The organism is Sphingopyxis panaciterrulae, from assembly GCF_014199295.1.
Taxonomy (GTDB): Bacteria; Pseudomonadota; Alphaproteobacteria; order Sphingomonadales; family Sphingomonadaceae; genus Sphingopyxis; species Sphingopyxis panaciterrulae.
The window spans coordinates 65,222-87,383 of sequence record NZ_JACIJH010000010.1; the positions used below are offsets into that span (position 1 = coordinate 65,222).

Consider the following 22,162-nt stretch of genomic DNA (forward strand, 5'->3'; position numbering starts at 1 on the left):
TCACACGCCGAGATCGGCCCGCACGGGGCGCGTGTCGGTCCAATCGTCGACCAGCCGGGCGAGCGACGCATCGTCGTTCGGCAGATCGACCATCAGCCGCACGAGCTGGTCGCCGCGCCCGCCGCCCTTTTGGCTGAAACCCTTGCCCTTGAGCCGCATCACCTTGCCCGAGGTCGAGCCGGCGGGCACCGACAGCATCACCGGCCCGTCGACCGTCGGCACCTTGACCTTCGCGCCCTTCACCGCCTCGTTCAGCGTGACCGGCAGGTCGAGACGGATGTTGGCGCCCTCGCGCTCGAAGAAGGGGTGGTCCTTGACGGTGATGGTGACGATGCCGTCGCCATGGCCGCCCGGCCCCGGCTGCCCCTTGCCCGCGAGGCGCATCTGGGTGCCGGTCTCGACCCCGGCGGGGAGCTTGAGATCGATGGTCTTGCCGTCGGCCAGCGTGATGCGCTGCATCGCCTGAGTCGCCGCGTCGACGAAGGACACAGCGAGGCGATAGGCGACGTTGGCACCCTTTTGCGGCGCCGCGCCGCGCCCGCCGAAACCGCCGAACGGACTGCCGCCGCCGGCGCCGCGGCCGCCGAACAACCCTTCGAAGATGTCGCCGAAATCCGCGCCCTCGCCGCCGAAACCACCCTGCGCTCCGCCGCGCGGGTCGCCGCGGAAACCACCGCTGCCATAACCGAAGGGCATGGCCGGATTGCCGTCGGCGTCGATCTCGCCGCGGTCGAACTGCGCGCGTTTTTCCTTGTCGGAGAGAAGGTCATAGGCCTTGGTGACGTCGGAGAATTTCTCCGCCGCCTTCGGATTCTCCTTGTTCCGGTCGGGATGCAACTGCTTGGCGAGCTTGCGGTACGCCGACTTGATCTCCGCTTCGCTCGCATTCTTCGCGACGCCGAGGGTGGAATAGGGATCTGCCATGGGTCTCCTGTAGCCCGATAAGATGTTGACCGGAAAGGCCCGATTGCGCGCGCGATGTGGGAATGTCCGGCGGGGCGGTCAAGTTCCGCCCAATCTCCCCTCCCCTTCAGGGGAGGACAGCGAAACTTGGCAGCTTGCTGCCTAGTTGCAGCGGGTGGGGGCCGACGGCCTTGCGCGAAGCCGACAGGCCCCACCCCAACCCCTCCCCTGAAGGGGAGGGGCTTATCGCTTGCTCGTTCGGGGCGCGCCGCATTAGAAGCGCGCGCATGACGACCACCGACCCCTTCGCCCTGTTCGATGCCTGGTTCGCCGAAGCGCGCGCCAGCGAGCCCAATGATTCGAACGCGATGGCGCTCGCCACCGCGACGCCGGACGGCCGCCCCTCGCTGCGCATGGTGCTGCTGAAGGGGCATGGGCCGGACGGGTTCGTCTTCTACACCAATCTCGACAGCCGCAAGGGCGGCGAGCTGGCCGCGAACCCGCAGGTCGCGCTGCTGTTCCACTGGAAGTCGCTGCGGCGCCAGATCCGTATCGAGGGGCCGGTCGCGCCGGTCGCCGACAGCGTCGCCGACGCCTATTTCGCGACGCGCAGCCGCGACAGCCAGCTCGGCGCCTGGGCGAGCGACCAGTCGCGGCCGCTCGAGTCCCGCGCGACCTTCGAGGCGCGCTTCGCCGGGATGCAGGCGCGTTTCGAGGGGCGGGACGTGCCGCGCCCGCCGCGCTGGTCGGGCTGGCGCGTGACCCCCGAGCGCATCGAATATTGGCAGGACCGCGCCCACCGTCTCCACGAACGCACCCTGTTCGTCCGCGACGGCGAGGACTGGACGAAAGGATATCTCTATCCATGAGTTGGCGCCGCCTTCCCATCACGCAGGTCGACGCCTTTGCCGACCGCCCCTTCACCGGAAATCCCGCCGCGGTGATGCCGCTCGACGAATGGCTGAGCGATGCGATGCTGCTGAACATCGCGGCCGAGAACAATTTGTCCGAAACCGCCTTTCTGCTTCCCGACGAGGACAGCGAGGCCGATTACGAGCTGCGCTGGTTTACCCCGGCGACCGAGATCGCGCTGTGCGGCCATGCGACGCTCGCTTCGGGCCATGTCCTGCTGACCGCGGCGCCGTGGCGCGACGCGATGGTCTTTCGCACCCGCGAGGCAGGGATGCTGCGCGTCGCGCGCGACGGCGAGGACGGCTATCGCATGGCGCTTCCCGCCTATCCTCCGGAGCCGAAACCCCTGCTCGAGATCGCCAGCGCAGTCGGCGGGTCGCCGGTGGAGACGCTGTGGCACCCCGGCCGCTATGCGCTGCTCGTCTATGACAGCGCCGCCGCGGTGCGGGCGCTGGCGCCCGACATGGCGGCGCTGCGCGCGCTCGGCAATATCCAGGCGATCGCGACCGCGCCGGGCGACGGCGACCCGTCGGGCGCCGATGTCGTCAGCCGCGTCTTCGTGCCCGGCGCCGGGGTCGATGAGGACCCGGTCACCGGATCGGCGCATTGCGTGCTCACCCCTTATTGGACCGCCCGCCTCGGCCGCGATCGCTTCGCCGCCTTTCAGGCCAGCGCGCGCGGCGGCCATGTCGGCTGCCGGCTGGATGGGGATAGGGTGGAATTATCGGGGACGTGCGTCACGACGCTGACGGGCGAGTTTCTGCTGTAGCCATGCCATCCCTCCCCCTTGATGGGGGAGGCAGCGAGACTTGGCGGCTCGCCGCCTAGTCGCAGCAGAGGGGGTGCGGCCGCGGCCTGAAGCGAGCGATGCAAGGACGCACCATCACCCCCATCCAACTGCGCCTAATCGCTTCGCGATAAGGCTTCGTATCCTTCCCCCATCAAGGGGGAAGGTAAAGCTATCAAAGCGCGCCCTGCAGATCCGCGAGATGGCGGCGCAGTTCGGGGAACTGGTCATCCTTCGTGATCCCCAGCCGCACGATCGTCACGCGCTGCGACGGCGAGACGATGATATATTGGCCCTGGTGGCCGATGCAGGCGAACAGGTCGTTGGGGCCGCGGTCGGGCCACAGCGCTGGGGTCACCCCGGCCGGGCGCGACCGGTTGAGCCAGATGTGGCCGCCATATCCGGCATCGTTCGCCGACGGGGTCAGCATGAAGCGCATCCAGCTTTCGGGAAGCAGACGCTGGCCGTTCACCACGCCGTGATGGCGCAGGAACTCGCCGAACTTAGCATAGTCGCGCGCGGTCGCGTGCATGATCGAGCCGCCGATCATCGTGCCCTTCGCGTCGAACTCGGGGGTCAGGCTGGTCATGCCGAGCGGCTCGATCAGCCGGCCGGCGATGAAATCGCGCATCGCCTCGCGCCGCGCTTCGGAGTTCGGCGACGGGGTGAGCGTGTCGGCGAGGATATCGGACAGGATGACGCTCGTCGCCGAACTATAGTTGAAGACCTCGCCCGGCCGCGCCACCGCCGGTTTCGCTTCGGCAAAGCCCGCCATGTCCTGCGCGCCGCCTCCGAACAACATGGTCACCGTGTCGCTCGCCCAGACGGGATCGCCCTCCTCGACATGATCGAGGCCCGACGCCATGTGCAGCAGGTCGCGCAGCCGGATCGCGCCGCGCGGATCGCCGCTGCGTTGCCACGCGGCGACCGGGGCCGGTCCGTCGAGCGACAGCCGTCCGTCGGCGACCATGAAGCCAGCGAGCACCGCGGTGATGCTCTTGGCCATCGACCAGCTTATCAGTTTGGAATCGGGGCCAAAGCCCGCGCCATAGCGTTCGTAGATCAGTTTGCCATCGCGCAGCACGAGCAGCGCGCGCGTCTCGCCGACGGCGTCCGCATCGGTGAACAGCGCATCGGCCCGTGCCTTGACCGCGGGATCGAGCGCGGGGAGCGGGCGCGGCGCGTCGCCGGCGCGCGCGTCGGCGATCGACAGGCCGAGCCGCGGCGCGGGGGTCGCGGGCGCCATGGCCCCCTGCCCCGCCGCCTGCGACAGCGACCAGAGGCCGAGCGCCGCGACGATGCCACTTGCCAGCAAGGCCTTTTTGGTGATCATGACGCCCCATGCCTAACACCAACCCGCCCGGCCCGGCAACGGCAGAACCGGCGGCCCCGTCGCCGGCAGGCGATGCCGCGCCGGAGCGTCCCGCGCCGCGGCGGCCGAGCCGCTGGAGCGGCTGCCTGCCGTGGGCGATCCTGCTGCTGGTGCTGCTGCTCGGCCTGCTGATCTGGAAATTTCCCGATTTCAAGGCGCAGGCCGAGGTCGGATCGGCCTATGCCGCGCGCGTCGGCTGCTCGTGCCGCTATGTGCAGGGGCGCAGCCTCGAAAGCTGCCAGACCGACTTCGAGCCGGGCATGGACATGGTGTCGATCAGCGAGGATCCCGCGACGAAGACGATCACCGGCAGCGTCCCGCTGCTCGCTTCGCGCAGCGCCCATTATGCGGGCGCCAGCGGCTGCCTGCTCGATCCCGCTAATTAACGCTCGATCGTTCGCGTCGCCAGCGCCAGCCCCGCCGGAACGCCGAAGACGAGCAGCCATACCACCGCCTCCTCGCCCAGCCCGTATCCGGCATGGACGACGCCGACGACCAGATTGCCGAGCGAGATCAGCAGCCACAGCCACAGAAAGCGCCGCGTGGCAGCCCCTGGATCGCGCATCGCGAAGCGCAGTCCGATCAGCAACGCGATGCCGACAATCAGCATGATCGCGGTATGCGACATGTCCCTGTCCTCCCCCTATGTATCGGAACCGGCGGCCGGATCGACGCCGAACAGGCGGCCCAGCCCCGGTGTCCAGCGCCGCCAGCCGCCGTGGAACGACCCCCATTCCCAGACGGCAGTGAAGACCAGCACCGCGAACAGCGCAAGGCCCAGCGTCAGCGGCTGCCAGTGGCCCAGCCACGCCCAGGCCCCGACGCCGAGCAGCCCGACGCTGCCCAACATGTGCGAAAAAGGCGGCAGCGGCCGGTCGGTCGTGGCCTTTTTGAACGCCATGTTGCCGATCAGGAACAGCAACGGCCCGCCGACCGAAACGGCGAGCATCGCGGGCGCGATGTGACCCTGTGGATGCGCGAGCAGCATCTCGTCGGCGACCGCCGAGACGACGAGCCCCGCGATGATCGGGATATGCCAATAGGTATAGGCGTTGCGCGCGAGCAGCCCGGCCTGATCGCTTGCCTCGATCACCTGGCTGCCGCGGCGCGCGCCGGTGTCGAAATAGAGCCACCATAGCGCCGCCGAGCCGAGGAAGCAGGTCGCGAAGGCGAGCCAGCGAAGGCCATCCTGCGGCAGCGTCGCAAAGGTCGCGCCGGTCACCAGCACCCCTTCGCCGAGCGAGATGATGACGAACAGCGCGCAGCGTTCGGCCATATGCCCGCCGGCGATCTCCCAGTCGGCGCCGGTCGAGCGCCCGAGGCCGGGAGTGCGGAAGAAGGCGAGCGGCCCCGCATAGTCGATCAGCAACGCGGCCGCCCACAGCAGCATCCGCATCTGCGCATCGACGAAACACCCTGCGACCCACAGCGGCAGCGACAGGCACAGCCAGAAAACAATGCGCAGGAAGCTGCGCGCTCGCGCCGGATGCACGCCCCAGCTTGCCCAGACCATATAGAGCGACCGGCCGATCTGTATCGTGCAATAGGCGGCGGCGAACATCCAGCCGCGCACCCCGAAGGCGTAGGGAATCGCGCTCGACAGCACGAGCCCGGCAAGCATCAGCAGGATCAGCATCAGCCGGACATTGGCGCGTTCGGGATCGAGCCAGTTGGCGACCCAGGTGGTATAGATCCAAACCCACCATACCGCGAAGAGCAGGATCAGCGTCTGGAGCGCCCCCGTCCAGCCCAGATGCTCGAGCAGCCCGTGCGACAATTGGGTGATCGCGAAGACGAAGACGAGGTCGAAGAAGAGTTCGATATAGGTGACCGGCGCGTGGCCATGCTCGCCGCGGGTGCGAAACAGTCCGGTCGTCGATCGCGCCATACGCCCCCCCTTGTCGGTCGTCAGGCGGGAGCGGCGGTCCTTTCCAGGAACGCATCCATCGCCGCATTGACCTTGTCGGGCGCTTCCCACGGCACGAAATGGCCGCAGCCCGGCACCTCGACGATCGTCGCATTGGGGACCAGTTCGCTCAATCCGTCAAGATTGCTTGGCGGCAGCGCAACATCGTCGAGCGCCCAGACGACCAGCGTCGGGATCGTGAGCTGCGGAAAAGGCACCGCCGGCGGCTCGGCATAGGGGGCGTCCATGGGCGGCACCTCCATCGGCGAGCCGCGATACCAGTTGACCATCGCGCGGCAGGCGTCGCGATCCTCCCAGTCCTTGAGCAGCCGGGCGATCTCGTCGGGCGGCTGGACGCCGCCGCTCGGCACGCGCCCGGCAAAGGCGTGGGCGAGCAATCCGGCGATTCCCTGCTCCTCGATCAGCGCGTCGCTCGCGGGGTCGCGGAAGACGCGGATATACTGGCTCGCCTCGCGCTGCTGCGGGGTCGAGGCGAGCAGGCGTTGAAAGATCGCGGGATGCGGCGCATTGGCGATCACCGCGCGCGTCACGCGGCCCGCCCATGCGGGGTGCAGCCCGCCAGGCTGACCGCCAAGCGCGACGCCCCAGGCAATCGCCCCGCCCCAGTCGTGGCCGACGATGGTGAAGTCCCCGATATCCAGCGCGTCGGCGAGCGCGAAGATGTCGGCGATTAGCTTGTCGGGCGTATAGGATTCGGCATCCTGCGGCTTCGACGAGCCCCGATAGCCGCGCTGGTCGGGCGCGATGCAGCGAAAGCGGTCCGAAAAATGCGGAAGCTGGTGCCGCCAGGTGCGGTGCGATTCGGGAAAGCCGTGAAGAAAGATCAGCGCGGGAGCGTCCTTCGGCCCCATGTCGACGACATCGAGTTCGACCCCTGTCGAAAGAGCCACCCGCCGCTGCTCGAAATCGCCCGTCATCGTCCGCTCCTTCGGTTTCGTTTCGAAACCAGAATGGCCGCAAAGATCCGAACCGACAAGCCTGTCAGTTCGATCAGGGGTAGGCCGGCGTCTTCGGCATTCCGGGCAGCGGGATATATTCCTCGCTATCGCCGGGAACGAGCGGGAATTTACGATCCTTCCAGTCCTGCTTGGCCTGATTGATCCGGTCGCGCGACGAGCTGACGAAATTCCACCACAGATGACGCGGGGTCGTGAACGCCTCGCCGCCGAGCAGCATCACCCGGGCATCGCTGGCCGCGCGCAGCGTCATCGCCTCGCCGGGTTTGAGGATATAGAGGCTGTAGCGTTCGAGCGCCTCGCCATCGAGAGTCGCATCGCCGAGCGCGACGACGACCGCGCGCTCGTCGGCCTCGGCCTCGATCGGGATCGACGCGCCGGCGTTCATCAATATGTCGGCATAGATGGTCGCGGCGTGCTGGGTGATCGGCGAGGTCGCGCCCCACAGGCTGCCCATGATGACACGCGCCGACACGCCCGTGTCCTCGACCAGCGGCAGATCTTCCTTGGCGACATGCTCGAACGCCGGGTCGATCTCTTCCTTGCCGTCGGGCAGCGCGAGCCAGGTCTGCATGCCCGAGATCGCCGATCCGGTCGCGCGCTCGGCCGCCGGGGTGCGCTCCGAATGGACGATGCCGCGGCCCGCGGTCATCAAATTGCACGCGCCGGGGCGGATCGTCGCATAGGTGCCCAGATTGTCGCGATGGTCGATCGCGCCTTCGAACAAATAGGTCACGGTGGCGAGGTTGATGTGCGGATGCGGCCGCACGTCCATCCCCTGCCCGATGTCGAAATGCGCTGGCCCGAACTGGTCGACGAAGATGAAGGGGCCGACCATCGTCCGCTCCTTGTCGGGCAAGGTCCGCCGCACGTCGAAGGCACCGATATCGTGGGTCGAGGGGGTGATCACCTGCATCGTCATTCTCCTGGTGCCAGCGCCTTGATCGCAAGCGCGTGGACGCGCTGACCCGGCAGGTCGCCGAGCGCCCTGTTCACCATCCGCTGGCGCGCGACGCGATTCTGCCCCGCGAAGCCCGCCCACTCGATCGTCAGGCTGAAATGCGATTCGCCGCTGCCGTCGTCGCCGGCATGGCCGTGATGCTGCGCACTGTCGTTGCTGAGGGTAAAATCCGCATCGGGAAAAGCGGCGGAAAGCAGCCCTTCCATCTCGCGTTGCACTGGACCTTTTTCGCTCATGCCCCCATGTTGGGGAGGAAAGAACAGCATGACAAGCCCCCGATCCCATCGTTTCCACGGCCGCGTTCCGCGCGAAGCCGCTTGCGCCGTTCCGGGCTGCCGCGAGCCCGGCGAATTTCGCGCGCCCGCCACCGCCCACCGCTCGCCCGACGGTCCGCCGCCCTGGCGCTGGCTGTGTCTCGACCATGTCCGCGAATTCAACAGCGGCTATAATTTCTTCGAAGGCATGAACGCCGACCAGATCCTCGCCGCCCAGTCGCCCACCGCAGGCTGGGAGACCGAAAGCCGCGCCTTTCGCGCCACGGGCAGCGCCGACCTGCCGCCGCGCTGGGCCGATTTCCGCGACCCGATGGATGCGCTCGGCGCCCGCTTCCGGCAGCGCATGGATCAGGCACGGCGCGAGGCGGCCGACCCGCGCTTCACTCGCGACGAACATCGCGCGATGGAGGTGCTGGGGCTGGAGGGGAAGTCCGACCGTTCGGCGCTGCGCCGCCGCTACAGCGAGCTGGTGCGCAAATATCACCCCGATCGCAACGGCGGCGACCGCAGCCACGAGACGCGGCTCGGCGAGGTCGTCGCAGCCTATCAGCTTTTGCGGAAGAGCCGGGTCTTCGCATAGGGAGAGGGACAGATGAGCGATCTCGACGACAGGCGCATCGAAACCGTCCGCCGCCACATGGCGCTGGAGATCACGCACGACTGGGACGGCGTTCTCGCGACCTTCGACCACCCGCGCTACGAGCTTCTGGGACCCGGCACCATCTTCGACGGCGAAGCGGCGGTGCGATCCTATTTCGCCTCGTCGCGCGAGCCCTTTCCCGATCAGGCGAACGAGATCATCGCGATCGCGGCCGATGCGGACACCGATACGGTGCTCGTCGAATTCTGGCTGACGGGCACGCATCTGGGGCCGCTCCGGCTCGGACTGCGCACGATCGAGCCGACCGGCAAGGCGTTCCGCATCCGCATGGCGGCGAGCTTCGAATTCGCCCCAGGCAGCGACAGGATCGCCTGCGAGCGGCCCTATTACGACCAGTCGGCGGTGATGAAGGCGCTGGATATCTTCTGAATAAGGCGTTGCAAGCCGCAACCCATGGCGATACCGCGCTAGCCGAACTCTCCCACTCCCTCTCCCCTTGGGGGAGAGGGTTGCGAAGACTTGGCAGCGTGCTGCCTAGTCGAAGCTGGGTGAGGGGTATGCGAGCCCCTGGCTCGCGCGAAGCTGTGCTTCGCCCACCCTCATCCAACTTCGCCTAGCCGGCCAGCCGGCAAGGCTGCGTATCCTTCCCCCCTCAAGGGAGAAGGTTTGAAAGGCGACGAACGATGACCGATATTCCGAACAGCCTCCCCGACCATCACGGCTCGACGCTTCTCGCCGCGCCCGACACCGAGGTCGATGCGCGCGAGGTCTTCGGGGTCGATATCGACATGAAAGTGCCGGCGTTCAGCGAGGCCGACGAGCGCGTACCCGACCTCGACCCGGCCTATGTCTTCGACGGCGACACGACGCTCGCCATCCTCGCGGGCTTCAAGTTCAACCGCCGCGTCATGGTGCAGGGCTATCACGGCACCGGCAAGTCGACGCATATCGAGCAGGTCGCCGCGCGGCTGAAATGGCCGTGCATCCGCGTCAACCTCGACGCGCATATCAGCCGCATCGACCTCGTCGGCCGCGACGCGATCGTCCTCAGGGACGGGCAGCAGGTCACCGAATTTCGAGAAGGTCTGCTTCCCTGGGCGCTGCAAACCCCCACGGCCTTGGTCTTCGACGAATATGACGCGGGGCGCCCCGACGTGATGTTCGTGATCCAGCGCGTCCTGGAAGCGGAGGGCAAGCTGACCCTGCTCGACCAGAACCGCGTCATCCGACCGAATCCGCATTTCCGCCTGTTCTCGACCGCGAACACCGTCGGCCTCGGCGACACGAGCGGCCTCTATCACGGCACGCAGCAGATCAACCAGGGGCAGATGGACCGCTGGAACATCGTCGTGACGCTGAATTACCTGCCCGCGGCGACCGAGAGCGCAATCATCCTCGCTAAGGTGCCGGCCGCCGACGATGCGACGGTCGCCAATATGGTCAAGGTCGCCGACCTGACCCGCCAGGGCTTCATCAACGGCGACATCTCGACCGTCATGTCGCCGCGCACGGTCATCAGCTGGGCGCAGAACGCCGCGATCTTCAACAACCTCGGCTTCGCCTTCCGCCTGTCCTTCCTCAACAAGTGCGACGAGGCCGAACGGATGATCGTCGCCGAATATTATCAGCGCGTATTCGGCGAGGACCTGCCCGAGGGGATCGTCGGCAAGTGAGGCCTGCGCGCCCTTTCCCCCTCCCCCTCGATGGGGGAGGCAGCGAGACTTACGCGCTTGCGCGTTAGTCGCAGCGGAGGGGGTGCGGTCGCGACATGAAGCGGATACCTCCCGATGGCGCCACGGCGCGGAGCCGGTCGCTACGTGCAAACATGACCGATGCGGAACGAAAAGTCTGGGCGCTACTGCGCTCGGCCTTCCCCGAATGGCGCTTCCGCAGGCAAGTCCCCTTCCACCAATATATCGCCGACTTCGCTAGTCATCGGGCGCGGCTGGTGCTTGAAATCGACGGCGGTCAGCATGGCGAAGCAAGCGATGCGCCGAGAACGGCTATCATCGAAGCCAATGGCTATCGTGTACTTCGCTTCTGGAACAACGAGGTACTGACGAACATCGAAGGCGTTACGGGCCGACTGGCGGCAGTTTTGAACGAGCGCTCACCCCCACCCAACCCTCCCCCATCAAGGGGGAGGGCTAGTCAGACATCCACGCCGTGAACAAATTCGCCACCGCGCTCCTTGCGCCGTTCGCCGCGCTCGCCCTCGCCGGCTGCTTCCCGACCGTCGATTACGGCGACGTCCGCCATTCGGCCTATGTCGCCGAGCCGCGCTGTACGCCGCAGCCCGACGCGCCGGTCGATGCGGCGGCGCTGCCGCTCTTCTTCGTCACCAGCCGACTGCCCGATTGCCGCGAGCCCGAGATCCACCTGCTCGGTCATCGCGGCGACCGGGTGCGCTACGGTCGTTTCGCCGAGCCGCGCGACGAAACGATCGGCGGCAAGACGCGCTTCCGCACCCCGCTCGCGCTGCAGGCCGAGAGCGACTGGTGGGGCGCGCTGCAAGCCGAAGCCGGCCGGAAACAGGGCCGCGTGCTCCTCTATGTCCACGGCTATCGCGAGAGTTTCGAGACGACGACCAAGGACGCCGCGCAGATCGCGCGCATGACCGGCTTCGACGGCCCGGTGATCGCCTATAGCTGGCCATCGCAGCACAAGGTGCTGAGCTACGCCGTCGACGAAACCAACATGTATCACGACGTCCGCAATTTCCGTGCCTTCCTGAAGGCGCTCGCCGAACAGCCGTGGGTGACCGAGGTGGTGATCGTCGCCCATTCGCTCGGCGCGCGTCTCGTCGTCCCGGCCATCGCCTATGTCGATCGCGCCGCGGCCGGATCGGACAGCCGCAACATATCCAACATCATCCTCGCCTCGCCCGACATCGACCGCGAGACGTTCGAGCGCGACATTTCCGCCGACGTGCTGGCCGAGGCCAAGGTCGCCCGCGCGCGGCGCATCACCGCCTATGTCTCGCTGAAGGACAAGGCGCTCGCCGCCTCGCGCGCGATCCACGGCTATCCGCGGCTCGGCTCGCCCTATTGCTTCGACAGCTTCGTGGCGGACGATCTGAAGGCGCGGGGCTTGCCCGTGCGCTGCTATGCCCATGCGATTCCGGGATTGACCATCGTCGACACCACCGACGTGTCGCGCGGATCGACCGGGCATAGCAATTTCCTGCGCAGCGCGGTCGTCTGCCGCGATTTCGTCGACGTCGTCGCGGGCAGGCTGGTCCGGCCCGAGCGCGTCCCTGTCGCGCCGCTGCACCACGTCTTCCGCTTGCTTCCCAATCCTGCAGCGCCCAAGGACAGCGACGACATTATCTGCCAGCGAAACAGCGATACCGAAGCGCCATGAGCAACCCCTCTCCCCTCGACGATCTGAAGACCGCGCTGTCGAGCGTCGCGCGCGCGGTGACGCGCGATCCCGAGGTCGAGGTCGGCTTCACGGCCGATGCGCCGGCCCAGATCGGCAAGGCGATCAAGGTACCGACCCCGTCGCGCACCCTGCCCGCCGATCAGGTCGCCGAGGCGCGCGGCTTTGCCGACGCCTATGCGCTGCGCATGAAGCATCACAGCGAAAAGCTCCACGCCGCGGCGCGCCCCGGCGAGCCGATCGCTGCCGCCGCCTTCGACGCGATGGAGCGGGCGCGGATCGAGGCGCTGGGCGCGCGCAACATGGCAGGGATGCGCGCTAATCTGTCGGCCAGCCTTCAGATGCGGATGCGCAGCGACCCGATCAGCCGCGCGCAGGACCGGGACGACGTGCCCGTGTCGACCGCGCTCGAACTGCTACTGCGCGAGGCGCTGACCGGCGAGCCGGCGCCACAGGGGACCGAGAGCGGCCTGTCGCTGGTGCGCGAATGGATCACGGGCGACGCCGGCGCCGATCTGACCGCGCTGTCGATGCTGCTCGACGACCAGGCCGCCTTTGCCGAGACCGCGAAGCTGGCGCTGCGCCACCTCGACCTGATCCAGGGCGACGAGCCGATCGAGGAAGGCGCCGAGGACGGCGGCGACGAGGAGGAAGCGGAGGCCGAGGAGGCGCCCGACCAGCAGGAAAGCGAAGAAGGCGGCGCCGGCGAATCGCAGGTCGACGCGCGGGCCGAGATGGACGGCGAACAGGCCGACGACGGCGACACCGATCCCGACGCGCAGGAGATGGAGGCCGACGGCGAGCCCGAAATGGGCGGCGAAGGCGACGAGGGGATGCTCCCGGTGCGCCCCAACCGCCTGCCGACCGACGTGCCCGATTTCAACTATATCCGTTTCACCGAAAAGCATGACGAGATCGTCGCGGCGACCGAACTCTGCGACGCCGACGAACTCACCCGGCTGCGCGCCTATCTCGATCAGCAGATGGCGCATCTGCAGGGCGCGGTGACCAAGCTTGCCAACCGCCTCCAGCGCCGGCTGATGGCGCAGCAGAACCGTGCGTGGGATTTCGATCAGGAGGAAGGCCAGCTCGACGCCGCCCGCCTCGCGCGGGTCGTCGTCTCGCCCGGTCATTCACTGAGCTACAAGATCGAGCGCGACACCGACTTCCGCGACACCGTCGTCACCCTGCTGATCGACAACAGCGGCTCGATGCGCGGGCGGCCGATCAGCATCGCCGCGATCAGCGCCGACATCCTCGCGCGCACGCTCGAACGCTGCGGGGTCAAGACCGAAATCCTCGGCTTCACCACCCGCACATGGAAGGGCGGGCAGAGCCGCGAGGACTGGCTCGCCGCCGGCCGTCCGCCGCACCCCGGCCGCCTCAACGACCTGCGCCACATCATCTACAAGCCCGCCGACGAACCCTATCGCCGCGCGCGCCGCTCGCTGGGGCTGATGATGCGCGAGGGGCTGCTCAAGGAGAATATCGACGGCGAGGCGTTGATGTGGGCGCACAGCCGCATCGTCAACCGCCCCGAGGAACGCCGCATCCTGATGGTCATCTCCGACGGCGCGCCGGTCGACGACAGCACGCTGTCGGTCAACCACGGCGCCTATCTCGACCAGCATCTGCGCCAGGTCATCGAGTGGATCGAAAACCGCTCGCCGGTCGAGCTGTGCGCGATCGGCATCGGCCACGACGTGACGCGCTACTACAGCCGCGCGGTGACGATCATGGACGCCGAGCAGCTCGGCGGCACGATGGTCGAGCAGTTGGCGGGGTTGTTCGACGTGGATTGAGCGCTGGCTTCGTTGGAGTATCGAGATTGTAGCGTTCTTTACCTAGCCATTTGGGGTTTGAGTAAACTGCCATCGTCATTGCGAGCGAAACGAAGCAATCCAGAGCCCGCGTAAACCGCTCTGGATTGCTTCGTTTCGCTCGCAATGACGATGGTTTACACTTCTACCACGCCCCGCGTGACAACCCCCTGCCCCCTCGTTACAAACCTGTCCCGATGCAGCAGGGACTCGCGGCCTGACGACGAGAGCCGTTGCAGCGACATCGTGCTGAGGGGTCGCCGGCATGACTTGGGGCCGCACCGGGGTGGTGCGTGGCTGAGGGGGCGACTGGCATATGACAAAAGCATCGGACCTGTTCATCGAATGCCTGGAGCAAGAGGGCGTCGAATATATCTTCGGCGTGCCGGGCGAGGAGAATCTGGATTTTCTCGACAGCCTGTCGCGGTCGAAGACGATCAGGCTGATCCTGACCCGGCACGAGCAGGGCGCGGGCTTCATGGCCGCGACCTATGGTCGGCATACCGGCAAGACCGGCGTGTGCCTCGCGACGTTGGGGCCGGGCGCGACGAATTTCGTCACCGCGGCCGCCTATGCGCAATTGGGCGGCATGCCGATGATGATGATCACCGGGCAGAAACCGATCAAGAAATCGAAGCAGGGCCGCTTCCAGATCCTCGACGTCGTGCGGATGATGGGGCCGATCACCAAATATACCCACCAGATGGCGAGCAGCGACAATATCCCCAGCCGGGTGCGTGAGGCCTTCCGCCTCGCCGAGGAGGAAAAGCCCGGCGCGGTGCATATCGAGCTGCCCGAGGATATCGCCGACGAGCAGACCGATTCCGTCCCGTTGAAACGCAGCCATTCGCGGCGGCCGACCGCCGACGTCAAGTCGATCCGCGAGGCCGTGAAGACGCTGGAAAAGGCCAGATCGCCCGTGCTCGTCATCGGCGCCGGCGCGAACCGCACCATGACCAGCCGGATGCTGCTGCAATTCATCGAAAAAACCGGCATCCCCTTCCTGACGACGCAGCTTGGCAAGGGGGTGATCGACGAGCGCCACCCCAAATTCCTCGGCTGCGCGGCGCTCAGCGCGGGCGATTTCGTCCACCGCGCGGTCGAGGCGTCGGACTGCATCGTCAACATCGGCCACGACGTCATCGAAAAGCCGCCCTTCTTCATGAAGGCGGGCGGGCCGACGGTCATCCATGTCTCGACCAAGACCGCCGAGGTCGATCCCGTCTATTTCCCCGACATCGAGGTGATCGGCGACATCGCCAACGCGATCTGGCAGATCAAGGAGGACATCGTCCCCAACGGCGGCTGGAAGTTCGACCATATGCTCGCCTATCGCAGGGCCGAGGTCGACCACACCGCGCCGCTCGCCGCCGACGCGCGCTTCCCGATCTTTCCGCCGCATCTGGTGCACCAGGTGCGGGACGCGATGCCCGACGATGCGATCATCTGTCTCGACAATGGCGTCTACAAGATCTGGTTCGCGCGCGGCTATACCGCCTATCGCCCCAACACGGTACTGCTCGACAACGCGCTCGCGTCGATGGGCGCCGGGCTGCCCAGCGCGATGATGTCGGCGATGCTCTACCCGGAGCGCAAGGTCATGGCGATCTGCGGCGACGGCGGCTTCATGATGAACAGCCAGGAGATGGAGACCGCGGTGCGGCTGGGGCTGAACCTGACCGTGCTAATTCTCAACGACAACAGCTATGGCATGATCCGCTGGAAACAGGCGAACATGGGGTTCAAGGACTGGGGGCTGACCTATGGCAACCCCGATTTCGTCAAATATGCCGAAAGCTATGGCGCCAGCGGCTACCGCGTCGAAAGCGCCGCGCATCTGACGGAACTTCTGGCCCAAACGCGCGATACGCCGGGGGTGCACCTGATCGACTGCCCGGTCGATTATTCGGAGAACGACCAGATTTTGAACATCGACATCAAGCGGTTGTCGAAGGAGTTGTAGGATCGCGTCGGGCCGCTCTGGGTCCCCGCTTTCGCGGGGATAACAGCCTTGGAGAATAATTGTGAAGTTGAAGGACGTCTACCCGCTCTACCTCAACAACAAGGCGGCGCAGCCCAACACCGACCTCGCGGTGACCGACAAGTTCACCGGCGAGGTCGCCTTCCGCACCGCGCTCGCGACCCCCGACGTCATCGACGAAGCGATCGCCGGCACCGTCCGCGCTGCCGAGCCGATGGCGCGGCTCGCGAGCTTCGAGAAGCAGGATGTGCTGAACCATTGCGTCGGGCGCTTCCGCGAACGCTTCGACGAACTCGCCTATGCGCTGTGCGTCGAGGCGGGGAAGCCGATCGCCGACAGCGAAGGCGAGGTCACGCGGCTGATCGATACCTTCCGCATCGCCGCCGAGGAGGCCGTGCGCAACTATGGCGAGGTGCAGCCGCTCGACATCTCGGCGCGGGCCAAGGGCTATATGGGGATGTGGAAGCGGGTGCCGATCGGGCCGTGCAGCTTCATCTCGCCGTTCAATTTCCCGCTCAACCTCGCCGCGCACAAGATCGCGCCGGCGATCGCGATGGGCTGTCCCTTCGTGATGAAACCCGCGTCGATGACGCCGCTGGGCGCGATCATCATGGGCGAAGTGCTCGCCGAATGCGACATATTGCCGGAAGGCGCTTTTTCGATCCTGCCCGCGACGCGCGAGGGCGCCGACCTGTTCACCACCGACGAGCGGCTAAAATTGCTGAGCTTCACCGGCTCCCCCGCGGTCGGCTGGGATCTCAAGGCCAAGGCCGGGAAGAAGAAGGTCATCCTCGAACTCGGCGGCAATGCCGCCGTGATCGTCGACAAGGATGCCGATCTCGACCATGCGCTCGCGCGGATCATCTTCGGCGCCTTCTATCAGTCGGGGCAGTCGTGCATCGGGGTGCAGCGGATCATCATCCACGCCGACATCTACGACCGGTTCCGCGACATGCTGGTCGAAAAGACGAAGACGCTGGTCGCGGGCGATCCCAAGGACCGCAAGACCTTCATCGGCCCGATGATCTCCGAAAAGGAAGCCGCGCGGCTCGACGGCTGGATTCAGGAGGCGGTCGCGGACAGCGCGAAGCTGCTCGTCGGCGGCAAGCGCGAGGGGGCCATGCTCGAAGCGACGCTGCTCGAAGATGTCGACCGCGGCGCCAAGGCCTATCGCGAGGAAGCCTTCGGCCCGCTCGCCATCCTGTCGAAATTCACCGACTGGGACGATGCGCTCGCCGAGATCAACGACAGCAAGTTCGGGCTCCAAGCCGGCCTTTTCACCCGCGACCTGCATCAGGTGCTGGCGGCATGGGACGAGCTGGAGGTCGGCGGCATCGTCGTCAACGACATCTCCTCCTACCGCGTCGACAACATGCCCTATGGCGGGGTCAAGGATTCGGGGCTCGGCCGCGAGGGCATCCGCTTCGCGATGGAGGACATGAGCGAAATCCGGAATCTGGTGATAAGGCGGGTCTGACCGAAAGAAGCCCGTCATTGCGGGGAGCGCAGCGACGAAATAATCTCCAAGCCATCGTCATCGACGGACGAAAGCTGGAGATTGCTTCGCTCCGCTCGCAATGACGAATTCGGTCCATCGTCACCGAACCGCCATCGAACCGTCGCCGAACCGTCTTCACTTTGATTCGCAGGATGTAACAAAAGCCGTGTCTAGGCCGGAACAGCCGCAAGCTGCCTTCAGGAGTGCGACATGGCCTCGATCTCGACGCTGCCCATACCGGCCCGCTTTCCCGATCCCTTCACGACCGAGCCGCATGTGCCCGAACGCGTCGTCGGCAAGCGCCGCAGCTATCGCGCCGTGTGGGTCAGCGACATCCACCTCGGCACCCGCGGCTGCAATGCCAATCTGCTGATCGACTTCTTCGATCACGTCGATTGCGAGACGCTCTATCTGGTCGGCGACATCATCGACGGCTGGCGGCTCAAGAAACGGCATTTCTGGCCGCCCGAACACAACGACGTCGTCTGGCGCGTGCTGAAGCGCGCCAAGCGCGGCACCCGTGTCGTCTATGTCCCCGGCAATCACGACGAGATGGTCAAGCCCTTCGACGGCTTCGATTTCGGCGGGGTCGAGATCCGCCGCGAGGCGATCCACGAAACCGCCGATGGCCGGGCGCTGCTGGTCGTCCACGGCGACGAGTTCGACGCGGTGATGCTCGCCCACCGCTGGCTCGCCTTCGTCGGCGACGCCGCCTACACCGCGCTGATGAAGGCAAATGTGGTGGTGAACGCCATCCGCAGCCGCCTCGGCCTGCCCTATTGGTCACTGTCGCTCGTCGCCAAGCACAAGGTCAAGAACGCCGTCCAGTTCATCGGCCACTATGAGGAAGTCGTCGCCCACGCGGCGCGATCGCGCGGGGTCGATGGGGTCGTGTGCGGCCATATCCACAGCGCCGAAATGCGCGCGATCGACGGGGTGGACTATTACAACGACGGCGACTGGGTCGAAGGCTGCACGGCGCTGGTCGAACATCACGACGGCACGATGGAAGTCCTGCACTGGGCCGAAGAGGTCGCAGCGCGCGCGGCGCCGGCGGCGCTGGACCTTCCCGCGCCGGCGCGCGCGGCATGAGAATCCTGATTGTCAGCGACGCCTGGGAGCCGCAGGTCAACGGTGTCGTCCGCACGCTGCAAGCGACAATCGCCGAATTGCGCGCTGCGGGTCACGAGGTCGCAGTGATCTCGCCCGACCTGTTCCGTTCGATCCCCTGCCCCACCTATGGCGAAATCCGCCTGGCCTTCGCGGGGTGGCGTGCCGTCGGCCGGCATATCCGCGCCTTCGCGCCGCAAGCGATCCATATTTCGACCGAGGGCCCGCTCGGCCTCGCCGCGCGGCGCTGGTGTCTGAAGACCGGCTTTCCCTTTACCACCGCCTATCACACGCGCTTTCCGGACTATGTCGCGGCACGAATGCCCGTGTCGCCGTCGCTGGTCTGGCGCTTCATCCGCTGGTTCCATCGGCCGGCACGACACATCATGGTCGCAACCCCCTCACTGCGGCAGGAGCTCGCCGATCAGGGGCTGGAACAGACGATGCTGTGGGAGCGCGGGGTCGACCATGCGCTCTTCCGTCCCGACCGCGCACCCCATCCTGCGTTCGCCGACTTGCCCCGCCCCATTCAACTCTATGTGGGGCGCGTCGCGGTCGAGAAGAATATCGAGGCTTTCCTCGACGCCAGCCATCCCGGCACCAAGGTGATCGTCGGCGACGGCCCGGCGCTCACCGACCTTGGGGCGCGCTATCCCGCTGCGGTCTTCCTCGGCAAGCTCGGCGGCGAGAGGCTCGCCGCCGCCTATGCCGGCGCCGACGTCTTCGTCTTCCCGAGCCGCACCGATACCTTCGGACTCGTCGTCATCGAGGCGCTGTCCTGCGGCACGCCGGTCGCCGCCTATCCCGTGCCGGGACCGGGCGACATCGTGACCGGCGAAGCGGGCGCGCTCGACGATGATTTGGGCGCGGCAATCGCACGCGCCCTTCTGCGCGACCGCGCCGACGCCGCCGCACTGGGCGCACGCTATAGCTGGTCGGCCTGCACCGCGCAGTTTCTGGAAGCCCTGACGTTCGTGCGGGGCGGCACGCCCTCCCCCGAAGGGGAAGGGGAAGGGGTGCCGCCATCAGAACGCCTTGCGCCACTCCAACTCGATATAGCGGCCTAGCGAATCGGTATAGCCGGGCTGGTAGTTCAGCGGCACGACCCCGCTCGCGTCGGTCACCTTGCGCTGTGCGTCGAACAGATTGTTGACCGACAAGCGCAGGCGCGAGTTCTTGAGGAACGACAGGTCGTCCGTCAGTTTCGGCATCTGGTTGAAGTCCGCGAAGATGCGCAGGTTGAACGTTGCCAGATCGTGGAATTTCAAGTCGCCGTTGGCGCCCCCGACGATGGTGCTGCCGCTGTCGTACTTGGCGCTGACGCGGGTCCCGAACCCCTTGTAGAAGACGCCGCCGTTGAGCTCGACGAGGTGGCGGTTGCTGCCGCCGCCGCTCCCCGTCGCCGAGCCGTTCAGCAGGTCGAGTTCGGGAACGCCGGGACCGATCAGCACTTTGTCGGTCAGCTTGATCGTGTGGTAGAGCGAGACCTGCCAGCGGCCGCCCTGCTGGCCGCCGCCGAAGCGCCCGCCGCCCCGGCCGAAGCCGCGCCCGCCGCCGCGCCGCGGCCGCTCGGCAGCAGGAGGCGGGGCCGCCTGCTCGCCGCTCTTCGCGCCGCCTTCGGGCGGCGGGGGAGCATCATCACCCGGAGGCGGGGCATCGCCACGCGGCGGAGCGCCGGCGCCCGACCGGCGCGCGCCGCGCCCGCGGCCTTCGCCGCCGGCTCCCGGCTCTGGCTGGCCGAAACTCTTGCTGAAATTGACGCCCCAGCGAATCTGCGAATTGACCGCGCGGTCGAAATTGACCGGCCGCTGGTCGATCGCGATCAGATTGCCGGCACCATCGCGGGTCACGCGGTCGGGAAAGGCCGCTTCGATCTCCGGCGTCAGCAACGGCAGGCTGTTCGCCGTATCGTCGCTGCGATTGTGATTATAATCGATCGAGAAGCGCAGCCCATCGACCATCGGCACCTCCCAATTGAGGCCGAACTTGAGGTCGCGCCGCTGCTCGGCACGCAGGAAGGGATTGCCGCCGGTCGTGGTGGCGATCTGCACCGTCTGGCCGGTCGCGAAGTCGTAATAGGTTACCCCCGACGTCACCAGCGGCGCTGCGCCTAGCTGGGTCACGCTGGGCGCAGCCTCGTCACTCTTGAAGCTCGCGATCAGCGACAGATTGCCGGTCAGCCCCCAATTCGCGGTCGCGCCCCAGCTCGTGAGCGCCGAAAAATCGCTCGGCCGCTCGGCCTGGGCGTTGAGGGTCAGCGACAGCCGGCCGATGTTGCCGACATCATAGTCGGGATCGAGCAGCGGCACGGTCAGCGAGCCAAAGACGCTCGGCGTGTCGCGGCCGAGGTCGGTCGTCGTGATGTCGCCGGCGCGCAGCGAGCGGCTGTCGTAGCGCAGGCCGGTGTAGCCGCCGGTGATCGAGGCGCGGATCGGCCCCGCCCAGCCTTCGGTGACGCTACCCGAGATATTGGCGTTGGTACCGAAACTCTGCTGGCTGCTGTCGAAGCGGTCGCGCGTCCCATCATCCTGTTCGGTGAAGGTGCGCTGGTCGGCGTCGGCATAATTGCCCGTCAGCGACCAGCGCCAGTCGCCGAGCATGCCGTTGAGGCTGGCCGAGCCCTCCCAATTCTGGGTGCGGCTCTCGCGGCGCAGCGCCGCGCCGACACCATCTTCGCCGAGCCCCAGCAAGGCCAGGCTGTCTGTCTGATCGAAGCGCAGGCTGGCCTGCACGTCGGTCACCTTGTCGAGGTTCCGGACGATCGTGCCCTCGATCATATATTGATCGCTTGCCGGCGAAAGGCTGCGCGCTGACGCTTCGGCGGCGCGGGCCGGGTCGTCGTAGGCGAGGTCGCGCTCGCTTTCGAGGAGCATCGTCTGATGCTCCCAACTCGCGTTGAGGTTGAGCCGGCCAGTATCGCCGATCGCGATGAAGGAGGGTTCGAGCTCGCTCTTGAACTGGCCGCCCTGCGTCGGCACCCCGGCCTCCGCCTCGGCAGATATCTGCCGAAAATCGGGCTTGAGCACGAAATTGACGACGCGCTCGGTCGCGGCATAGCCATATTGCAGCGCGACCTCTTCAGGGAAAATCTCGACCTTGGCGATCGCTTCGGGCGGGATATTGCGCACCGCGCCAAAGCCCGAGATGCGCCGGCCGTTGACCAGAATCACCGGGCGCCCACCCCCGCGACCACGCCCCGAGCGCGTCTGCGGTTCGAGCGCTTCGAGCAGTTCCTCGATCGACGACACGCCGTAGCTGGCGACCGCGGCCTCGTCGAGTTCGGCCTCGGGCGCGAAATCGGTGTCGAGCTGTCCCGCGAGCCGGGTGCCGGTGACGACGATCTCGTCGTCGTCATATTCGTCTTCGTCCTCAGCCGGCGCCGCCGCTTCGCCGCCGGCGGCGGGCTGTTCGGTCGTCGCGGCGGCGGTCACTGCGACCGGCGGCGGCAGAGCTTCGGCCATTGCCGGCAGCGCCGACGACGCAGCCGTCGCCAGCAGGGCGGCGCGCACCGAAAGAGAGAGGCGAGTCTTGTTCATGGGAGGGAGAAGCCTTCTATTCTTATATCGTCGTCGGTTTCTTAACGGGATCGACTGAATGCGGCCTGACGCCGCTCTTTTCTTGGGGTTCATCTGGTCGCAATTTGTCGCAACAATATGGCAGCGCCAGCAATGCTCGACC

The 22,162-nt window shown here is 66.8% G+C and carries 21 protein-coding genes; 13 read left to right on the forward strand and 8 right to left on the reverse strand.

Annotated elements, in window-relative coordinates; all coding sequences use genetic code 11:
* Positions 1–924 (reverse strand): DnaJ C-terminal domain-containing protein, encoded by a 924-nt coding sequence (locus FHR21_RS14410; protein ID WP_184099548.1) that lies wholly within the window; start codon positions 922–924, stop codon positions 1–3.
* A gap of 266 nt (positions 925–1,190) precedes the next feature.
* On the opposite strand from FHR21_RS14410, the gene pdxH reads away from it, so the two are divergent.
* Together pdxH and FHR21_RS14420 are read left to right on the forward strand one after the other, a co-directional pair.
* Complete coding sequence (gene pdxH, locus FHR21_RS14415; RefSeq protein ID WP_184099550.1) at positions 1,191–1,772, forward strand: pyridoxamine 5'-phosphate oxidase; 582 nt, start codon at positions 1,191–1,193, stop codon at positions 1,770–1,772.
* Complete coding sequence (locus FHR21_RS14420; protein ID WP_184099552.1) at positions 1,769–2,584, forward strand: PhzF family phenazine biosynthesis protein; 816 nt, start codon at positions 1,769–1,771, stop codon at positions 2,582–2,584. The genes pdxH and FHR21_RS14420 overlap by 4 nt, the downstream gene beginning before the upstream one ends.
* 193 nt (positions 2,585–2,777) lie before the next feature.
* Here FHR21_RS14420 and FHR21_RS14425 read toward each other — a convergent pair whose 3' ends face one another.
* Positions 2,778–3,935, reverse strand: a complete 1,158-nt coding sequence (locus FHR21_RS14425; RefSeq protein ID WP_184099554.1) for a serine hydrolase domain-containing protein — start codon at positions 3,933–3,935, stop codon at positions 2,778–2,780.
* A gap of 8 nt (positions 3,936–3,943) precedes the next feature.
* Between FHR21_RS14425 and FHR21_RS14430 the strand changes: the two genes are divergently transcribed.
* Positions 3,944–4,360 carry a hypothetical protein gene (locus FHR21_RS14430; RefSeq protein ID WP_184099556.1) on the forward strand — a complete coding sequence of 139 codons (417 nt, stop codon included), beginning with the start codon at positions 3,944–3,946 and terminating at the stop codon, positions 4,358–4,360.
* On the opposite strand, the gene FHR21_RS14435 is transcribed toward FHR21_RS14430, so the two are convergent.
* The 5 genes from FHR21_RS14435 to FHR21_RS14455 form a co-directional block, all read right to left on the reverse strand.
* Positions 4,357–4,602, reverse strand: a complete 246-nt coding sequence (locus tag FHR21_RS14435) for a hypothetical protein (RefSeq protein WP_184099558.1) — start codon at positions 4,600–4,602, stop codon at positions 4,357–4,359. The two genes, FHR21_RS14430 and FHR21_RS14435, sit on opposite strands and share 4 nt — an antisense overlap.
* Positions 4,603–4,617: 15 nt before the next feature.
* Positions 4,618–5,862, reverse strand: a complete 1,245-nt coding sequence (locus FHR21_RS14440; RefSeq protein WP_184099560.1) for a low temperature requirement protein A — start codon at positions 5,860–5,862, stop codon at positions 4,618–4,620.
* A 20-nt stretch (positions 5,863–5,882) separates the two neighbouring features.
* On the reverse strand, positions 5,883–6,818 hold the full coding sequence (locus FHR21_RS14445) for an alpha/beta fold hydrolase (protein ID WP_184099562.1): 936 nt from the start codon (positions 6,816–6,818) through the stop codon (positions 5,883–5,885).
* A 73-nt stretch (positions 6,819–6,891) separates the two neighbouring features.
* Entirely contained in the window at positions 6,892–7,779 is an 888-nt protein-coding gene (locus FHR21_RS14450; protein ID WP_184099564.1) for a pirin family protein, read from the reverse strand.
* Complete coding sequence (locus FHR21_RS14455; RefSeq protein WP_420825293.1) at positions 7,776–8,054, reverse strand: BolA family protein; 279 nt, start codon at positions 8,052–8,054, stop codon at positions 7,776–7,778. The genes FHR21_RS14450 and FHR21_RS14455 overlap by 4 nt, the downstream gene beginning before the upstream one ends.
* 28 nt (positions 8,055–8,082) lie before the next feature.
* Here FHR21_RS14455 and FHR21_RS14460 point away from each other — a divergent pair, with 28 nt between their 5' ends.
* From FHR21_RS14460 to FHR21_RS14505, 10 genes are all read left to right on the forward strand, one after another.
* Positions 8,083–8,673: a J domain-containing protein gene (locus tag FHR21_RS14460; RefSeq protein WP_184099566.1), complete on the forward strand. Its 591-nt coding sequence runs from the start codon at positions 8,083–8,085 to the stop codon at positions 8,671–8,673.
* A 12-nt stretch (positions 8,674–8,685) separates the two neighbouring features.
* The gene (locus tag FHR21_RS14465) at positions 8,686–9,123 is read left to right on the forward strand and encodes an ester cyclase (protein WP_184099568.1); all 438 of its coding nucleotides are present in this window, start codon (positions 8,686–8,688) and stop codon (positions 9,121–9,123) included.
* Positions 9,124–9,377: 254 nt separating this feature from the next.
* Positions 9,378–10,367: a cobaltochelatase subunit CobS gene (cobS, locus tag FHR21_RS14470; protein ID WP_184099570.1), complete on the forward strand. Its 990-nt coding sequence runs from the start codon at positions 9,378–9,380 to the stop codon at positions 10,365–10,367.
* Between the two features lie 95 nt (positions 10,368–10,462).
* On the forward strand, positions 10,463–10,864 hold the full coding sequence (locus FHR21_RS14475) for an endonuclease domain-containing protein (RefSeq protein ID WP_184099572.1): 402 nt from the start codon (positions 10,463–10,465) through the stop codon (positions 10,862–10,864).
* On the forward strand, positions 10,861–12,057 hold the full coding sequence (locus FHR21_RS14480) for an alpha/beta hydrolase (RefSeq protein WP_184099574.1): 1,197 nt from the start codon (positions 10,861–10,863) through the stop codon (positions 12,055–12,057). Before FHR21_RS14475 ends, FHR21_RS14480 begins: the two co-directional genes overlap by 4 nt.
* The gene (gene cobT / locus FHR21_RS14485; RefSeq protein WP_184099576.1) at positions 12,054–13,877 is read left to right on the forward strand and encodes a cobaltochelatase subunit CobT; all 1,824 of its coding nucleotides are present in this window, start codon (positions 12,054–12,056) and stop codon (positions 13,875–13,877) included. The genes FHR21_RS14480 and cobT overlap by 4 nt, the downstream gene beginning before the upstream one ends.
* A 334-nt stretch (positions 13,878–14,211) precedes the next feature.
* On the forward strand, positions 14,212–15,858 hold the full coding sequence (locus tag FHR21_RS14490; protein ID WP_184099578.1) for an acetolactate synthase large subunit: 1,647 nt from the start codon (positions 14,212–14,214) through the stop codon (positions 15,856–15,858).
* A 61-nt stretch (positions 15,859–15,919) separates the two neighbouring features.
* The gene (locus tag FHR21_RS14495; protein ID WP_184099580.1) at positions 15,920–17,353 is read left to right on the forward strand and encodes an aldehyde dehydrogenase family protein; all 1,434 of its coding nucleotides are present in this window, start codon (positions 15,920–15,922) and stop codon (positions 17,351–17,353) included.
* A gap of 231 nt (positions 17,354–17,584) precedes the next feature.
* Positions 17,585–18,466, forward strand: coding sequence for a UDP-2,3-diacylglucosamine diphosphatase (locus FHR21_RS14500; RefSeq protein WP_184099582.1), 882 nt, complete (start codon positions 17,585–17,587; stop codon positions 18,464–18,466).
* On the forward strand, positions 18,463–19,551 hold the full coding sequence (locus FHR21_RS14505) for a glycosyltransferase family 4 protein (protein ID WP_184099584.1): 1,089 nt from the start codon (positions 18,463–18,465) through the stop codon (positions 19,549–19,551). The genes FHR21_RS14500 and FHR21_RS14505 overlap by 4 nt, the downstream gene beginning before the upstream one ends.
* On the opposite strand, the gene FHR21_RS14510 is transcribed toward FHR21_RS14505, so the two are convergent.
* On the reverse strand, positions 19,510–22,020 hold the full coding sequence (locus FHR21_RS14510) for a TonB-dependent receptor plug domain-containing protein (RefSeq protein ID WP_184099586.1): 2,511 nt from the start codon (positions 22,018–22,020) through the stop codon (positions 19,510–19,512). The genes FHR21_RS14505 and FHR21_RS14510 overlap by 42 nt on opposite strands.
* Positions 22,021–22,162 lie beyond the last annotated feature (142 nt).

Excerpts from the sequence above, each read along its gene's own strand:
- FHR21_RS14410 (WP_184099548.1), bottom strand. The coding sequence starts at position 924 with ATGGCAGATCCCTATTCCACCCTCGGCGTCGCGAAGAATGCGAGCGAA.
- pdxH (WP_184099550.1), top strand. The coding sequence starts at position 1,191 with ATGACGACCACCGACCCCTTCGCCCTGTTCGATGCCTGGTTCGCCGAA.
- FHR21_RS14420 (WP_184099552.1), top strand. The coding sequence starts at position 1,769 with ATGAGTTGGCGCCGCCTTCCCATCACGCAGGTCGACGCCTTTGCCGAC.
- FHR21_RS14425 (WP_184099554.1), bottom strand. The coding sequence starts at position 3,935 with ATGATCACCAAAAAGGCCTTGCTGGCAAGTGGCATCGTCGCGGCGCTC.
- FHR21_RS14430 (WP_184099556.1), top strand. The coding sequence starts at position 3,944 with ATGCCTAACACCAACCCGCCCGGCCCGGCAACGGCAGAACCGGCGGCC.
- FHR21_RS14435 (WP_184099558.1), bottom strand. The coding sequence starts at position 4,602 with ATGTCGCATACCGCGATCATGCTGATTGTCGGCATCGCGTTGCTGATC.
- FHR21_RS14440 (WP_184099560.1), bottom strand. The coding sequence starts at position 5,862 with ATGGCGCGATCGACGACCGGACTGTTTCGCACCCGCGGCGAGCATGGC.
- FHR21_RS14445 (WP_184099562.1), bottom strand. The coding sequence starts at position 6,818 with ATGACGGGCGATTTCGAGCAGCGGCGGGTGGCTCTTTCGACAGGGGTC.
- FHR21_RS14450 (WP_184099564.1), bottom strand. The coding sequence starts at position 7,779 with ATGACGATGCAGGTGATCACCCCCTCGACCCACGATATCGGTGCCTTC.
- FHR21_RS14455 (WP_420825293.1), bottom strand. The coding sequence starts at position 8,054 with ATGAGCGAAAAAGGTCCAGTGCAACGCGAGATGGAAGGGCTGCTTTCC.
- FHR21_RS14460 (WP_184099566.1), top strand. The coding sequence starts at position 8,083 with ATGACAAGCCCCCGATCCCATCGTTTCCACGGCCGCGTTCCGCGCGAA.
- FHR21_RS14465 (WP_184099568.1), top strand. The coding sequence starts at position 8,686 with ATGAGCGATCTCGACGACAGGCGCATCGAAACCGTCCGCCGCCACATG.
- cobS (WP_184099570.1), top strand. The coding sequence starts at position 9,378 with ATGACCGATATTCCGAACAGCCTCCCCGACCATCACGGCTCGACGCTT.
- FHR21_RS14475 (WP_184099572.1), top strand. The coding sequence starts at position 10,463 with ATGAAGCGGATACCTCCCGATGGCGCCACGGCGCGGAGCCGGTCGCTA.
- cobT (WP_184099576.1), top strand. The coding sequence starts at position 12,054 with ATGAGCAACCCCTCTCCCCTCGACGATCTGAAGACCGCGCTGTCGAGC.
- FHR21_RS14490 (WP_184099578.1), top strand. The coding sequence starts at position 14,212 with ATGACAAAAGCATCGGACCTGTTCATCGAATGCCTGGAGCAAGAGGGC.
- FHR21_RS14500 (WP_184099582.1), top strand. The coding sequence starts at position 17,585 with ATGGCCTCGATCTCGACGCTGCCCATACCGGCCCGCTTTCCCGATCCC.
- FHR21_RS14505 (WP_184099584.1), top strand. The coding sequence starts at position 18,463 with ATGAGAATCCTGATTGTCAGCGACGCCTGGGAGCCGCAGGTCAACGGT.
- FHR21_RS14510 (WP_184099586.1), bottom strand. The coding sequence starts at position 22,020 with ATGAACAAGACTCGCCTCTCTCTTTCGGTGCGCGCCGCCCTGCTGGCG.